The organism is Thiomicrorhabdus sp., from assembly GCF_963662555.1.
GTDB lineage: Bacteria > Pseudomonadota > Gammaproteobacteria > Thiomicrospirales > Thiomicrospiraceae > Thiomicrorhabdus.
The window spans coordinates 2,532,413-2,548,699 of sequence record NZ_OY759719.1; the positions used below are offsets into that span (position 1 = coordinate 2,532,413).

A 16,287-nucleotide genomic window follows, 5' to 3' on the forward strand; every position below is an offset into this window, starting at 1 on the left:
TCTGTCTAATTTTTGATTCTGTCTAAAGTTATTGTTTGTTCTGTGGAAACACCAACATCGCGTCACCATAACTAAAAAAGCGATATTCATTTTCCACCGCATGCTGGTAAGCCGCCATTGTTCTTTCATAACCCGCTAATGCAGAAACCAACATAATCAAGGTGGATTCTGGCAAGTGGAAGTTGGTTAATAATACATCCACTTCTTTAAACTCATAACCTGGAGTAATAAAAATATCGGTTTCACCTTGATAAGGAGCTATTTTACCGGTATCACTAAATTTAGCCGCACTCTCTAAACAACGCACAGAGGTGGTACCCACTGCAATGACTCTGCCACCTTTTTTACGTGCTGTTTCAACTTGTTTTACCAGGCCTGGTAAAACCTCTAAATACTCAGAGTGCATAACATGCTCTGCAATATCATCCACCTGAACGGGTTTAAAAGTGCCTGCTCCAACGTGTAAGGTAACAAAACCAATATCAACACCTTTAGCTTTAATATCGGCCATCAATTCATTATCAAAGTGCAGCCCTGCGGTTGGTGCGGCGACGGCACCCGGTTTTTGAGAATACACGGTTTGATAGCGTTCTTTATCCGCCTCTTCATCTTCTTTACGCTCAATATAAGGCGGCAAAGGCATATGCCCATGCTCTTCTACCAATTCTAATGCGGTTTGTTCAGCCAAAACTTTCACAATAAATAGCGCATCTTGACGCCCTATTACTTCAACATCAAACGCATCTTCAATGGTTAAGATCGTACCTGGCTTTGGAGAACGGCTAGAACGAATATGGGTCAATAAAGTTTTATTATCAACCACCCGTTCAATTAACAACTCCACTTTGCCTCCAGAGGCTTTTTGACCAAACAAACGAGCAGGAATCACTTTGGTATTATTAAAAACCAGCAAATCGTTAGGCTGTAAATAAGAGAGTAAGTCTGGAAATTTGGCATCAATCAACTGATGGTCTAATGAAGCATCAGACATTACCAACAATCGGCTATCCCGCCTTTTTTTAGGTGGTTGTTGAGCAATTAAATTTTCTGGCAGGTCAAAAAAGAAGTCTTGTCGTTTCACAAATTTATTAAATCAGCGGTTTTCTTGAATAGCACTAACAAAAAACGCCCATTTATCCATAGAATAAAGGGGCGCTATTTTCGCTGATTGTGTCTTTATTTTCAAGCTGTTATATTACAGAACCTAGCAATAAGCCTGCAATAATAAACAACCTATTTAGTCTTATTGAGTGTTAGGCAACCATCAAAGCCGCTATGCTAGCAGGTGCAACAGGACGACTAAACAGATAACCCTGGCCAATATCACAACCTAATTCAAATAAAACTTGGCGTTGCTCTTCTGTTTCAATACCTTCTGCGACCACTACCAAATCTAAGTCATGAGCTAAATTAATGATCGATTTTGCAATCGCAAATTGACGTTTATCTTCAATAATATTAATCACAAAAGCACGGTCTACTTTTAAAGTATCAAATGGAAACAAGGTTAAATAATGCAAAGAGGCAAACCCCGTTCCAAAATCATCAAGGGCAATCATAAAGCCTCTCGATTTTAATTCCTGAATCTTTGCTAAACTACGTTGCGTATTATTAAGCAACACACTCTCAGTTAACTCGATTTGAACTGTTCCAGGGTCAACCCCAAGTTGCTCAAATTGAGCAATTGCTTGGCTACAAAAGTTATCATCCGCAAACTGGCGTGCAGAGACATTAATAGAGTATTTCATTTGAATACCCTGTTTTTGCCATGCAACAATATCCTGGCCTGCCTGATTAATCATGGATTCACTTAACGCCCAAATCAGCCCTGTCTCTTCTGAAACTGGAATAAATACCGCTGGCGATGGTGCATCACTGCCGTCCTTAGTCTTCCAACGAGCAAGCACCTCAACCCCCATTGTTTTACCTGTTTTTAAATCAACCAAAGGTTGGTAATAAGGCTTAATTAACCCTTGTGTCAATGCCCCACGTAAACGACTTTGTAAGTCAACCATCTCTGTTGCATGAGCCGTCATTTCATGAGAAAAAAACTCCATACTCAACCCTTGGCTTTTGGCCTTAAACATGGCTGCATCGGCATTTTTAATCAGTACTTCTGGCGTTAATCCATCACGCGGATAAAGTGCCACCCCTGCGGTAACACCAATACTTAAACGATGCCCATGAATTCTAAATGGCTTTTCCAATAGATGGTTCATGTGCAATACACAATCTTGTACCGATTCTGTGGTAACACTATTACGAGTTACAACAACAAATTCATCACCCCCAAAGCGAGAAATCATCGCCATTTTAGAGTCCATACAGCTTGATTTAAAACGCCTCGCCACCTCTTTAAGCAACTCATCACCAACGGTGTGACCGTGTGCATCATTCACATATTTAAAACGATTCAAATCAATAAAAAAGACGGCAAAACTCTCTTCCCCTTCCCTAATATGACTCTGTTTAATCAGCTTATTCATATAGTCGTTAAGATAACGTCGATTAGGCAAATTCGTTAAGGGATCATACAAAGCCAGGTCTTCAGCTTTTTGAGCCGCCATTTTACGCTCAGTAATATCAATATTGATTGACCTAACTCCGATATTCTTGCCATTTTTATCGTGAAAAGGGCCGCACAAATGCTCCAACCAACGTACTTCACCTTGCTTAGTTATAATTCTAAACTCAACCTTTTCTGGAGCACCATCGTCATTCACTAAATGCACGTGATGTATCCAGTTAGCCTTATCCTCTGGATGAATAATCGCGTCCATAAAATTGGGAGTAGTATAAAAATCTTGTGGTGTATAACCCGTAAGAGGCAATACTGCAGGTGACACATACTCATAATGACCCGCCAAAGATCTCACATAGGTAAACTCTAGAGATAAATCAACCACAGCCTTAAAAATATTATGCTCATGAAACCTGATACGTAAATACTTTACTAAAAAAGCAAAACCTACCCCAATTACAATTGAAGCAAATATAGGAAGTAGCCAATCAAAGCCATGTAGCATAGCTTTTGTTGCCGCAAAATCCGCTAATACGTAAATTAAAAGTATCACTATAGACCACGATAACGATCGAACTAATTGTTTAACGGCATCTTCTCGTCTAAAGACTCTATTCACGTAATAACACCTGTTGATAAATTTATATGGGGGCTGAGTATCAATTATTCTTATTACCACGTCAAAACAGCTTTTTTTATCTAGCACATAAAAATACAAATGCCTAATATTATCCAGTTACTATAACACCACCACTTCTAAGCGTATTTTTAACACTACAAGATAAAAAACGTTTTACACAGAATAGATTATTAACAGTAACAATTAAGAATCTAAATACACACTCAAGCCCATATTTAAATTTGACAGGCCTGGTGTAACGCCCTATAATTCGCGACCACAAGTTAATGCCAGTGTGATGAAATTGGTAGACATGACGGATTCAAAATCCGTTGCTAGTGATAGCGTGGCGGTTCGAGTCCGCCCACTGGTACCACATTTACTTGTACCTCTCTATTGTACGACCGTAGCTCAGTTGGTTAGAGCACCACCTTGACATGGTGGGGGTCGGTGGTTCGAATCCACTCGGTCGTACCAATCACTTATCTTAAGTGACATCTTAAAACACCCTTATTCCTATAAAAGCCTTAAAAATTGCAAGATGTGTGTAAGTTGCACCTGTGTAAAGTATTAAGTATTTATATACTTTTCTTTTGTTATATATTGATTGTAGATTTATATTCAGATTTACCAGGCCTGGTAAAATAAAGACAAAAGCTTTATAAGCTTTAAAACAAACTAGACAGAAACAAAAAAGCCCCAGTCTTGCGACTAGGGCTTTAGAATTTGGCTCCCCAACCTGGACTCGAACCAGGGATATACGAATTAACAGCCACTTATTTCAATAATATCAACAACTTAACAACACCCTCAACCATTCTGAACCACTAAGACCAATTTATAACCATTTAATACAATGTACCCTGGATCGTGAGCCCCCTATCCGAAAAAATCCTATACATTGAAACAAATCTTATTTGTTTTTTATAAAATTAAGCCCTCTTTTTTCTATAATCTAATAACCTCCATATTTCTTTATCAAAAGTAGTTATAACTCTAAAAATTAATAAATTTTAACCCTCGTGTTAGAATTGCGTACTGCCTATAAATATTTAATAAGAAAGCAGACTTGTGATGCCAAACGAAACGACAAAAAAAGAAATAGAATCATTACGGGAGATTAGATGGAAAACACATCTATCCAATAGGGTTCAAGAGTTTTCAAAAATAATTCAAAACGACAGAATATTTGAAGAATACTTTAGCAAAAGTTATGTAGAAAATTTAACAAATAAGTCACAGAATATAACAAAGTTTGTCGTCAAACTTGGAATTATATATTCATTATTGATGCTGTCTTTATTTGCTTCTCTTAACTCTAATCAATCAGATTTTGAAATATTTGGATACGGTTTTAAAAACATAGGAGCATATAAAGAATTACTTTTGTTTCTCGCTGTAACTATATCCCCCATAACTGCAATTTTGCTTGCATACCAAAAATACATCGATGCATTAAGAAAAGAGTGCCTAAAAAAGATTGTTCCAGATGCTAGCGTAAGAAAGTTCTATTCATTCACATTTATTGATGATTACTTCGATGGTTTAACAAGTCGCAGTTATGAAAAATCTACCCATTGGCACGGTTCAGTTAATTTAATTACCGTTTTGTTTGGCTTTACACTTTTACTATTAATCATAACGTTGCTAGCAGGCTCTTTCTTTATTCAAATTATGGTCATTTACGATGTAGTTATGAATCCATCTACATCAAAATATATAAATTTATTTGTTGTGGTATTTGCAATTACGTCCATTTTATTTACATGGCTCGTTAGCCTAATGCAACTTCCAATGCCTGAAGTTGACTGGACCAACACCTACAAGCTTTCTGAAATTGAAAAAACTGATCCTGATAAATACAATAAGTTGATGCAAAAATTTGCAGCGGATAACTCTAGGAAAGAAGCTTTTTCAATAATTACATCATCATCTATTATTTATATAATTTGCTTCACTACCATTGCATTGTATTGGTATTCAGAAACTTTAGAAAACTTAACTTTCTTTCTTGGAAATGCAATGACTGGTTACTTTGTAGTCCTATTTTTCTCAAATGAAAGCAACCATTTCATACGTAAGAGGGCACTAAGTTGGTTCTTTAAAAACCATCCTGAAAGTGAGCCGAATAGATTAAAAGTATTTAATAAAGTCCAGAAAACTCTATTATTTACTAAAGTAATTATTCCTGCCCTCCTGTCAATCTGGTACGCATTCAACACCTTGCCTACTACTATTAACTAGCCGAATTTCAACAAACTTTATAAACGCTTTTAATCTTAAATCGATAAACCTTATGGATAGCCAGATATCTCAAGAAGAACAAGAATTAGAAATTCCAGAAAGAGGTATTAACTTTCAATCTGTTTGGTGTACTTTTAATAATAAAGGTAAATCAACAGGTCAGTTGAATCCGATTTTTTTTGGAACATCCCAATCTTGTTCTTCGAGAATTATATTGGTTGAGTAAAGATTTCGTTGAGCAAGATAAGCAAAGTGACATGGTATTGGGGCAAACTATGGAACCAGATGCGGATCGGTTAAGAAGTATACGCAACCACCTTGAGCATAAGTTTCTTAAGGTTCATGATGAAATATGGCTCGATGTTAATGAGCACGTAAATAGTACTTCTTTCGAACAGGTTGCTTGTCATTTATCATTGAGTGATCTATCTGCAAAAACACTGCGACTTATGAAGTTGGCAAGAGCAGCCTTGATGTATTTATCATTGGAGGTGCATCGTGAAGAAGAGATGAGAGCACAAGGAAGGACTGGACTCGCTGCACCAATTACTTTGCCTACCTTTGAGCGATGAGAAAGTGCTTAAATTTTGCGAATAAGGGGGAAAGGCCTAAAGATTCTAGATTTTTTTGCTTTGCAAGATGTACAGAGTATTCAAGCTCTGCCAATTACGACCTACCGCAATGAGATTTTTAATGAATAAACGCTTTCACAGTCTTATTTTAGAAAACTAACATTCAACTCGGAGTTATCAAGCTCATCATTTATAAAATCATTATGGTTGCTCAACTTAAGCACCCTTTCTCTGCCACGTTTAAGCCTAGCGGATATTTCATCAGACCCAACAATTGATGCTACTTGAACATCATAAGCTGTAAGTTTTGGATGCACATATGGCATTAAATATTTACAAATACTTTCAACAGCGTTGTCTAGCCTCAACAGCTAAACGTGAAAGCTCCTCCCGTTATGACACGGATTTGGTTTTAGATTTATATTCAGATTTACCAGGCCTGGTAAAATAAAGACAAAAGCTTTATAAGCTTTAAAACAAACTAGACAGAAACAAAAAAGCCCCAGTCTTGCGACTAGGGCTTTAGAATTTGGCTCCCCAACCTGGACTCGAACCAGGGACATACGGATTAACAGTCCGGTGTTCTACCAACTGAACTATTGGGGAATAGTTCTCAGAGCGTGCTCTGTATGGGTGCGTATTATAGGGAGTTTTTTTAATGGTGCAAGATTTTTTTTATTTTTTTTTAATCTTCAAGTTAATAAAAAATAACCTACAAATAAATCAATTAGTTAGCTAAGCCTGCGATATTGAATAGGATTGATGTATTTTTATTTACAATGCTTTATTCAACTTTAACTCTCTTCTAACCTTAATTTATATATTGTAATTAGGTATGCAATCACATAAAAAGTTGGCCAGTAAAATGCCATTAATTGCACCAATAGGTAGCATTCATGCTTAGAATCCTTTTCATTTTTAGAAAGATAAAGCATTTCAAAAAAAATCAATAAAAAACAATTTATGCCTATATTTTCAAAAGGTTAAAGAGTTAAATCTTATTTAGAATTTACACTGGCTTACATATTGCTCCTATTTTCAACATCAAAAGGCTCATATTTATTTGCACCAAGTTATACCAATAGAAATAACAAATGTTACTTTTTTAAACATAGCTTTACTGAAAGATTCACCAAAACGTCATTTGTTTTGAGTGTAAAATCAAAGTAAAGTACGAGCCATTACTTATTTAATTTTCAATATAAAATTCTTAGGATTTATCTATGTCATCACTTCGTAAAGTTGTTATTCCCGTCGCAGGTCTTGGAACTCGTTTTTTGCCTGCTACTAAAGCCATTCCAAAAGAGATGATTACCTTAGTCGATGAACCTCTAATTCAATATGTGGTTAGAGAGGCTGTTTCAGCTGGTTTTACCGATATCATTTTGGTCACCCACTCTTCTAAGAGTGCTATTGAAAATCACTTTGATCATAACTTTGAATTAGAAAAGACTTTGGCATTTAAAAACAAGACTGCCCTTTTAGAAAAAGTAGGCCATATATTGCCTGATGAAGCTAACATTATTTCTGTTCGCCAACCTCAAGCTTTAGGTTTGGGGCATGCTGTTTTATGTGCGGCACCAATCATCGGCGATGAAGATTTTGCGGTTATGCTACCCGATGTGATTTTAAATAATGATTCGGTTGACCTTAAAAGTATGGCAACCGCATTTAGAAAAACAGGTCATAGCCAAATCATGGTTGAGCCAGTTCCAAAATCAGAAGTGGATAAATATGGTATTGCAGACTGTATGGGTGAAGATTTAAAACCTAGCCAAACAACAAAAATGGCGGCGATTATTGAAAAGCCTAAAGTTGAAGAAGCCCCATCTAATCTATCCGTAACTGGCCGTTACATCCTAGAAAATCAAATTTTAAATTTACTTAAAGTTACCCCTAAAGGGGCTGGTAACGAAATTCAGTTAACGGATGCTATTGCTCAGTTAATGGAAGTTTCTGAAGTGGATGCTTATTGTTTAGCTGGCGAAAGTTATGACTGTGGTGATAAGCTAGGATATTTAAAAGCAACAGTTCAATTCGCTGTTCAGCATCCAGAGTTGGGTGAAGAATTTAAAACATGGTTAAAAGAGTACAGCCTATGAAGAAATTAGCTTCTTACAGCACCTTACATACATTAAGTACTACCGCTAAAAAACGACACTTAGCCAGCCTTTTTACTGAAGGTACAGATCGTTTTTCTGAGTTTAATGTCAAATTACCAGGCCTGGTGCTGGATTATTCAAAGCAGAATATAACAACAGAAGAAAGAGAAAGCCTCATAAAACTTGCTGAAGAAGCTCACTTAAGTGAGTGGATTGAAAAGCTTTTTACTGGCGAAAAAGTAAACCAAACTGAAGGCCGTGCTGCTGGCCATACTGCATTACGAGATATACAAAATCCTAAGCCTGAAGTAAGCCAGCAATGGGCAAAAATGCAAGAGATTGTGGAGCGTATTCACAGTAAACAACTACGCGGTTACTCTGGTAAAGCCATTACTGATGTTGTTAACATTGGGGTTGGTGGAAGTGATTTAGGACCTTTAATGGTCACTCATGCCTTAAAGGGACAAAGAACCCAACACGCACCAGAACTGCATTTTGTCTCTACTCTAGACGGTAAACAACTTCAAAGACTTCTTAGAACCCTATCTGCTGAAACCACTTTATTTATTGTTGCTTCAAAATCGTTTACAACTATCGATACCCTTTCTTTAGCCACTACTGCCAAAGAATGGATTGAAGAATACTCATCTACCCACGCTGGTACCATGCAACACTTTATTGGTGTATCTACCAATGCTCCAATGATGAATGAATGGGGATTATTACCTGAGCATCAACTACTGTTTTGGGATTGGGTTGGTGGCCGTTTTTCTTTATGGTCAACCATTGGTTTAACCATCGCTTTACAGCAAGGGATGGAAGGTTTTAATGCCTTTTTAAAAGGTGCAAATGAAATGGATGTTCATTTCAGAGAAACCCCTTTTAAAGACAATGTTGCGGTAATGCTTGGTTTAATTAGTGTTTGGAATATTAACTTTTTAGATTTAGCTGGCCAGGCAATTTTGCCTTATGACTCACGCTTAAAATATTTAGCGAGTTACTTAGAACAATTGGTAATGGAAAGTAACGGTAAACACGTGGATCGTAAAGGTGAAAAAGTAGATTATCGAACCTGCCCTATTTTATGGGGTGAAGTTGGACCAAACGCTCAACATGCATTTTATCAATTGATGCACCAAGGTACAGAACGCGTTATGGCGGACTTTATTCTTTATGCTCAAGCACATGGTCAAACCGAAAGACATATTTTTCACCACAATTTAAATGTGGCTAACTGCCTTGCTCAGAGTCGTGCATTAATGGTTGGACAAAAAGGCGATGACCCACACAAAGACTACCCAGGTGGTCAAGTTTCAAACACCTTATTATTTGATAAGCTAGATGCCAAACACCTAGGAATGTTAATCGCTCTATACGAACACAGCGTGTTTGTACAATCTGTTATTTGGGATATAAATCCATTTGACCAATGGGGTGTAGAGCTCGGTAAAAAAATCGCCTTAGAAATTTTGCAAAAGATTGAAGCTAAAGATTCGTCAAACCTAGACTCCTCTACTCAAGGAATTTTAGAGACTATATGGAGTAAACAAAATGAAAATTAATGTATTTGGAGACACGATCAGTGCCATGGTGAGTGCCGGTTGTTTAGCTGAAACAGGTAACAACATTACGTTAATTGGAAAACGCATTGGCGATCAAGCTGAACCAGGCCTGGTAGAATTATTAGACAATCAAATAGAATCAGGGCGTTTAACCATTACAGATTCTTTTGATGAACAGGCAGAATGTCACATCATTGCTTTAGAACCGGATGACTGTCATAACGCCAGACGCATTGCTCGCGAACTAGCACAACAAGCTTTGCCAGACAGCACCTTGGTAGTTCGTAGTAACTTTACCATTGGCTTAGCCAAAGAACTTTCGCAAACGGCTAAGTTAGAGTTTGCGGTAAACCCCGACTTTGCAGCTGACGGCCACGCAATTCAACGTTTTACTCGTCCTGATAGAATTATTATTGGTACCTCTAGCGAAAAAATTAAAGAACAGCTTAGACAAATTTATGCACCTTTTAACCGTAATCGCGATGTGATTATTAATATGTCACCCGCTTCAGCAGAGCTCACCAAATATGCTACCAATGCCATGCTGGCAACGCGTATATCTCTAATGAATGAACTTGCCTCTATTTCTGAAAATATTGGTGCGGATATTGAAGAAGTTCGTTTAGGTTTAGGAGCTGACAAACGTATTGGACGCGCTTATCTCTACCCAGGGATTGGTTTTGGTGGAGATAATTTCACCCGTGATTTGGAGCGTATTCAATTACTCTTACCTCAAGCACATCAAAATGGTGGGCAGAGTTTATTGCAGTCGGTCATTGAAATTAATGAAAATCAAAAAGAGCTGTTTTTTAGAAAACTATGGCAACATTTTGATTGTGATTTACAAGGTAAAACCATCTCTCTTTGGGGCTTGGGTTACAAACCGAATACCACCTCAATTCAAAGTTCAGCCAGTTTAACGCTAATCAAAGCCTTTATTAGCCAGGGTTGTTCTCTTAAATTACATGACCCTTTTGCATTAGATGCGGTTAAAACTTGGGTTCACAAACACTTATCGCCACATGATCAACATAAAGTCTCTTTTCACACTGAAATGTACGATGCAACCCATAATTCAGATGCACTTTGTGTGCTAACCGAATATAAAGCCTTTTGGTCGCCTGATTTAACTCAGCTAAAAGAAAACATGAAAACCCACATTCTTTTAGATGGACGTAATCTCTACAATAAATATTGGGTTGAAGACAATCAATTTGCTTATTATGGCGTTGGTCGTTAAAGACATTTTTATTTTTACCAGGCCTGGTAATTATCGACCTTATCACCAGGCCTTATAAATTCATTATTAATCTAATCAAACCTATCTTAAGAAATTATTGCTATGAAAAAACTTCCTGCTTTTAAAGCCTACGACATTCGAGGCATAGTGCCACAAGATTTAAATACTGAGTTGGCCTATAAAATTGGCCGAGCTTTTGCCAGTGAATTCACTCCTAAAACCATAGTAATTGGTCACGATATCCGTTTAGAAAGCCCAGAACTTTCTGAAGCTTTATGCAATGGTTTAATGGATTCTGGCGTAGATATTTTTCATTTAGGTTTATGTGGTACCGAAGAAGTTTATTTTGGCACCTCGCACTATGAGACTGATGGCGGAATCATGGTTACCGCCAGCCATAATCCAAAAGGCCATAACGGCATGAAAATGGTCTCAAAAGGCTCACAACCAATCAGTGGAGACTCTGGTTTAAAGGCTATTGAGAGCCGTATACTGAATGATGATTACATTGCCCTTGCAGAACAAAAAGGTTCTATGCATTCTAAAACAGACAAAACAGCTTATATTGAACACCTATTAAGCTATATTGAAGTTGATAAATTACCAGATTTTACCATTGTGGTGAACGCAGGTAACGGAGCCGCAGGGCCAACGTTTGACCAGCTGGCTGAAAAGCTACCTTTCAACATCATTAGATTACACCACGAAGCCGATGGCAACTTTCCACATGGCGTACCTAACCCAATGATTGTTGAAAACCGAGCCATTACTTCTGAGACCATTTTAGCCAACAATGCCGATTTTGGTGTCGCTTGGGATGGTGACTTTGACCGTTGTTTTTTATTTGATAAAGAGGGTAACTTTATTGAAGGTTATTACCTAGTTGGTTTACTTGCAGAAACGCTTTTAAAGAAACATCCTGGTGAAAAAATTGTGCATGACCCACGTTTAACTTGGAACACGATTGACCAAGTGAAAAAAGCGGGTGGAGTACCTATTCAATCTAAAACAGGGCATGCTTTTATTAAAGAACGCATGCGTAAAGAAGATGCTATTTACGGTGGTGAAATGTCTGCACACCATTACTTTAAAGACTTTGCCTACTGTGATAGCGGTATGATTCCTTGGTTATTAATTGCCGAACTGATGCGAACAACGGGCAAAAGCTTATCTGATTTAATTAAAGAGAGAATGCAAGCCTACCCTTGCAGTGGCGAGTTAAATTACAAAGTAAATGACAGTGCTAAAATTTTAGCGGCTGTGCAAGAAAAATACCGTGCCGAAAACCCAGTTTTAGATGAAACCGATGGTGTGAGCTTAGAGTTTGCAGAATGGCGTATGAATATTCGTTTATCAAACACTGAACCTTTACTGCGTTTAAATATCGAATCTCGCGGTGATGCAGAACTGGTTGCCCAAAAAGTTAAAGATATTGAGGCGATTATTTATAGTGAATAATTTATAGAAAACAATCTTTAAACGCTGCTTTTAAGCAGTGTTAAACGTAAAAAGGCTTAATATTCATTAAGCCTTTTTTATTTTTAAACTGTGAAATTGCTAACTCATTAATTGATTGTTTATTAGCCACAATAACTAATCGACTTTGCGTAACCAAAACCAAGATATCAATAATAAAATTAACGATGGCCCTACTGCTGCTAACACCACAGGTAACTGGTAAACCACCGCTACATTACCTATAAGCTGATTGATTAAATGAAAGCCCATACCAATCATCACACCTAAGAAAATACGTTGCCCAACACTTACCTGACGCATAGACCCAAAGATTAGTGGAAACACCACCATAATCATGGCTAACACCATTAAAGGAGTCGCTACTTTTCGCCAGAATGAAAGCAAATACGCACTCGCATCTAACCCATTGGCTTTTAAGAAAGAGATGTAATGATAAAGATCCCAGCCACTTAAATAACGAGTTTCAATATCTAAGTTAGTCAAGTCTTCAGGTTTAAGAGGAAATGATTGACTAATTTCATCAAACTGCTTACTGGCATAATTGAGTTTATTTAAACCACTTTCTGGCTGAGCAATTAAACCCAGATCAACTTGTTTTACTTTATGAAACTTCCAAACACCATCAAAGTTAGCATTTTGTGCCTGCAGCAAACTTTGCACTCTGCCATTATCAAGTGCATATACTTCAATATCTCTTAACTCGGTACTTGAGATAATACGACCAACATGGATATATTGAGCATCATCTCTAATCCACAAGCCATCTGAAGAGCCTATAGAAAAGGTTTGATTTAAGGCTTCTGCTCGCATTTTCTTGGCGTAGGCTTCACTATTTGGTGCCACAAACTCACCAATTAATGCCATAACCAACCACATTAAAAATGCCGTTTTTAAAACTGCCCATAAAATACGTCTTATAGACCAGCCTGTTACCCTTAGAACGGTAAGTTCAGACTGATTAGCTAAGCTACCTAAGCCCATTAAAGTACCAATTAATAGCGCAATAGGAAAAACTTCATAACTATAAACAGGCACTTTTAATAGGGTATAAAAAGCTCCTAAGGTTAAGGTATAGGTATCGGTTAATTTACCAACCTGGTTCATAAATTCAAAAAAAGAAAATATCACCATCAGAACCAACAACACTAATAAAGTGTAACTGAGTACAACACTACCCAAATAACGCTCTATGCGATTCATAATGGCTTACTCCTTAATGGAATTAGCTTTTTAATATTTAGGTTTTTAAAATCCGTCAATGCAAACCAAGTAAATAATACCGCAACAGGCCATAAACCTAACCACACTGGCCAACCGCCGTTAGAGATGCCATCTCGTCCAACTACTAATAACTGGTTGTACAAAATATACATGACCAACGCAAAAAATATCTTGCCAAAACGCCCTTCTCTTGGCCCTGACTTACTCATTTTCAGTCCTAATAAACCTAATACAATAATGCCTAAAGGAGTGATTAAACGCCACTGCAACATGGATTGTTCTTTTAAATCTTCGGAGCCAAATAGTTCCAGAGTGGGTTTTTCAAAAATCTTAGCATGCATTTTTGCCGGGGTTAACTCAGGTAAATAACCTTCAAAACGCTCATACTTTTGTACCGTAACATCCTTGTCACCATGTAATCCGCTGTAGCTATAACCATTTTTTAAAACTAAAACGACTCTGTTATTAACCCATTCAAACTGTCCTTGCGGGGCAACCAAAAGTAAGTCATTGTCTTTAGATTGATACTTTAACCATATTGCTTTCATTTGACCGTTTTCATCAATTGACTTAGCGTACAACACACCTTGTTTATTGGGTAAAGAGTTAAACTTACCTGGTACTAAACCCACAATAGGCGATATGGTTTGAGCTTGAGAAATAATTTCACGTTCTTGCTGGTAACTCCAAGGGGTTAAAAACAAGCTAATCCAAGCGGTGATTAATGCCACTGGCAATAAAAAAGTAAAGGTCATTTTTTTAAAATAGCGTGGGCCTATCGCACAACTGTTCAACACCACCATCTCTTGATCTTGATACAAACGCCCCATTGCCAACATAACCGATAACAATGCGACTAATGGCAAAATGATTTCTAAAGCCGCAGGAATCTTTAACATCAACAGCTGTAATACCACAGAAGCTGGTACTTCACCTTTCATTGCATCTGCTAGTAACTTTGTTGCTTCACTACCAAAAGTAATTAACAGCAATACCAAAAGAACCGCAATAAAAGTAAATAGCAGTTCTTTAAAAATATATTTATCTAGAATTCGCAAAAACTCATCCACTCCATTAAAATGATTTAATAATTCCAATATTTATCAATACTAATCATTAGTAAATCATGCAACATTAAATGTTTTTTATTGCCAGCCATTATACCCGACCAGGGTTTATAGGCATAAATAATCAAAAACTCTTACAACAGGTAAAAAGGCAACATATCTATGAAATCTATTCAATTCTCTTTTGCAACCCAGCTTGATTCAATCGATACTCTAATTCTTCCTGTAACCTCTAATGGCACTTTACCAGAAGGCATTGAAAATATTCCTTTTTTACCTCAACTTGAGTCACTTACAGAAGAGTTATATCAAGCCGGAGATTTCTCTGGAAAAGTGGGTAAAACCCTATTACTGGTAAAGCCAAAAGAGCTTAATGTTAAACGCCTAATTTTAGTGGGAATTGGAGAACTCGATAAGCTTTCAACTAAAAGCTATTTAACCGCACTTAAAGCGGCGGCCGATGCTCTTGACCACTGTGGAACCATTGCTACCGTTAACGCCTTAGTATTTGTTGCCCCTAATACCATTGGTACAAATAGCCAGGCCTGGTCAGCTATGCAAAACGCACAAGTTTTTCAAAGAAGTTTTTATGATTACTGCCATGAAAGCCGTGGTGAGCACTCAGCCAAAGAGCCTAAACTAGAAAGCATGGTATTTCCATGTGCTGAGCAAAGCGAATCGGTTGAACAAGGCCAAGCTTCTGCTTTAGGTATGGCTCTAACTCAAGACCTTGCAAATATGCCAAGTAATTTTTGTACTCCAGCTTACCTTGCTGAAACTGCTATTCAACTTGCTGAAGATTACGGTTTTGAAGTCAATATTTTAGATCGTCAACAGATGACTGAAATGGGCATGGGTTCATTTATGGCAGTCGCTCAAGGAAGCATTACTCCACCTAAAATGATTTGTTTGTCTTATAAAGGCGGTAATGCAGAAGATGCACCAATAGCATTAGTTGGTAAAGGGGTAACCTTTGACACAGGAGGTATCTCTCTTAAACCTGGTGAAGCCATGGATGAAATGAAATATGACATGGGCGGTGCGGCCACCGTTTTAGGTGTATTTAAAGCAATTGGTGAACTCAAACCTAACCTAAATGTGGTTGGGGTTATTCCAGCAACAGAAAACATGCCTTCTGCCAACGCCATTAAACCAGGCGATGTCGTCACCTCTCTTTCTGGTCAAACGATTGAGATTTTAAATACCGATGCTGAAGGTCGTTTGATTTTATGTGATGCCTTAACCTACACACAACAAACTTATCAACCAGCAAAAATTGTGGATATGGCTACTTTAACGGGTGCTTGTATTATTGCTTTAGGTCATCACGTTTCTGCCGTCATGGGTAACAATCAACAATTAGTCACTGATTTGATTACCGCTGGAGAAAATACCTATGACCGCTTTTGGCAGATGCCTTTAGGTGAAGAGTGGGATGAACAACTAAAATCTAATTTTGCTGATATGGCAAACATTGGTGGTCGTGCTGGTGGTTCAATTACTGCTGCTCAGTTTTTAGCACGCTTCACCAAAGAGGTAGATTGGGCTCATTTAGACATTGCCGGAACCGCTTGGGTAAGTGGTGCTAATAAAGGAGCTACTGGACGACCTGTACCTGCATTAGTGGAGTTTTTGCTAAACGAAACTCAAAAAGCTTAAT

The 16,287-nt window shown here is 37.6% G+C and carries 12 protein-coding genes and 3 tRNA genes; 10 read left to right on the forward strand and 5 right to left on the reverse strand.

The genetic code is table 11. The features are described from left to right. Positions 1-28: 28 nt before the first annotated feature. Positions 29-1,081: a tRNA preQ1(34) S-adenosylmethionine ribosyltransferase-isomerase QueA gene (gene queA / locus ACORJQ_RS11470; RefSeq protein ID WP_321324665.1), complete on the reverse strand. Its 1,053-nt coding sequence runs from the start codon at positions 1,079-1,081 to the stop codon at positions 29-31. 172 nt (positions 1,082-1,253) lie between these two features. Continuing rightward, positions 1,254-3,140, reverse strand: a complete 1,887-nt coding sequence (locus ACORJQ_RS11475; RefSeq protein ID WP_321324666.1) for a putative bifunctional diguanylate cyclase/phosphodiesterase — start codon at positions 3,138-3,140, stop codon at positions 1,254-1,256. A 289-nt stretch (positions 3,141-3,429) separates the two neighbouring features. Between ACORJQ_RS11475 and ACORJQ_RS11480 the strand changes: the two genes are divergently transcribed. From ACORJQ_RS11480 to ACORJQ_RS11500, 5 genes are all read left to right on the forward strand, one after another. After that, a tRNA-Leu gene (locus ACORJQ_RS11480) sits at positions 3,430-3,516 on the forward strand. Between the two features lie 24 nt (positions 3,517-3,540). Continuing rightward, a tRNA-Val gene (locus tag ACORJQ_RS11485) sits at positions 3,541-3,617 on the forward strand. Between the two features lie 597 nt (positions 3,618-4,214). Beyond that, on the forward strand, positions 4,215-5,384 hold the full coding sequence (locus ACORJQ_RS11490; RefSeq protein ID WP_321324667.1) for a hypothetical protein: 1,170 nt from the start codon (positions 4,215-4,217) through the stop codon (positions 5,382-5,384). Between the two features lie 179 nt (positions 5,385-5,563). Then, a complete protein-coding gene (locus tag ACORJQ_RS11495; protein ID WP_321324669.1) occupies positions 5,564-5,956 on the forward strand; it encodes an LA2681 family HEPN domain-containing protein in 393 nt (130 codons plus the stop codon). A 319-nt stretch (positions 5,957-6,275) separates the two neighbouring features. Further along, positions 6,276-6,407: a hypothetical protein gene (locus tag ACORJQ_RS11500; protein WP_321324670.1), complete on the forward strand. Its 132-nt coding sequence runs from the start codon at positions 6,276-6,278 to the stop codon at positions 6,405-6,407. A gap of 79 nt (positions 6,408-6,486) precedes the next feature. Here ACORJQ_RS11500 and ACORJQ_RS11505 read toward each other — a convergent pair. Continuing rightward, positions 6,487-6,562 (reverse strand) — tRNA-Asn (locus ACORJQ_RS11505). Between the two features lie 617 nt (positions 6,563-7,179). On the opposite strand from ACORJQ_RS11505, the gene galU reads away from it, so the two are divergent. The 4 genes from galU (at position 7,180) to ACORJQ_RS11525 (ending at position 12,318) form a co-directional block, all read left to right on the forward strand. Further along, complete coding sequence (galU, locus tag ACORJQ_RS11510) at positions 7,180-8,058, forward strand: UTP--glucose-1-phosphate uridylyltransferase GalU (protein ID WP_321324671.1); 879 nt, start codon at positions 7,180-7,182, stop codon at positions 8,056-8,058. Further along, on the forward strand, positions 8,055-9,620 hold the full coding sequence (gene pgi / locus ACORJQ_RS11515) for a glucose-6-phosphate isomerase (protein ID WP_321324673.1): 1,566 nt from the start codon (positions 8,055-8,057) through the stop codon (positions 9,618-9,620). Before galU ends, pgi begins: the two co-directional genes overlap by 4 nt. Continuing rightward, positions 9,610-10,860, forward strand: a complete 1,251-nt coding sequence (locus tag ACORJQ_RS11520; protein ID WP_321324674.1) for a UDP-glucose dehydrogenase family protein — start codon at positions 9,610-9,612, stop codon at positions 10,858-10,860. The genes pgi and ACORJQ_RS11520 overlap by 11 nt, the downstream gene beginning before the upstream one ends. A gap of 102 nt (positions 10,861-10,962) precedes the next feature. Continuing rightward, a complete protein-coding gene (locus tag ACORJQ_RS11525) occupies positions 10,963-12,318 on the forward strand; it encodes a phosphohexomutase domain-containing protein (protein ID WP_321324676.1) in 1,356 nt (451 codons plus the stop codon). A 135-nt stretch (positions 12,319-12,453) separates the two neighbouring features. Here ACORJQ_RS11525 and lptG read toward each other — a convergent pair whose 3' ends face one another. Together lptG and lptF are read right to left on the reverse strand one after the other, a co-directional pair. Further along, positions 12,454-13,539, reverse strand: a complete 1,086-nt coding sequence (lptG, locus tag ACORJQ_RS11530) for an LPS export ABC transporter permease LptG (RefSeq protein WP_321324679.1) — start codon at positions 13,537-13,539, stop codon at positions 12,454-12,456. Further along, entirely contained in the window at positions 13,536-14,657 is a 1,122-nt protein-coding gene (lptF, locus tag ACORJQ_RS11535; RefSeq protein ID WP_321324681.1) for an LPS export ABC transporter permease LptF, read from the reverse strand. The genes lptG and lptF overlap by 4 nt, the downstream gene beginning before the upstream one ends. Positions 14,658-14,789: 132 nt before the next feature. Here lptF and ACORJQ_RS11540 point away from each other — a divergent pair, with 132 nt between their 5' ends. Then, on the forward strand, positions 14,790-16,286 hold the full coding sequence (locus tag ACORJQ_RS11540; protein WP_321324682.1) for a leucyl aminopeptidase: 1,497 nt from the start codon (positions 14,790-14,792) through the stop codon (positions 16,284-16,286). Position 16,287 lies beyond the last annotated feature (1 nt).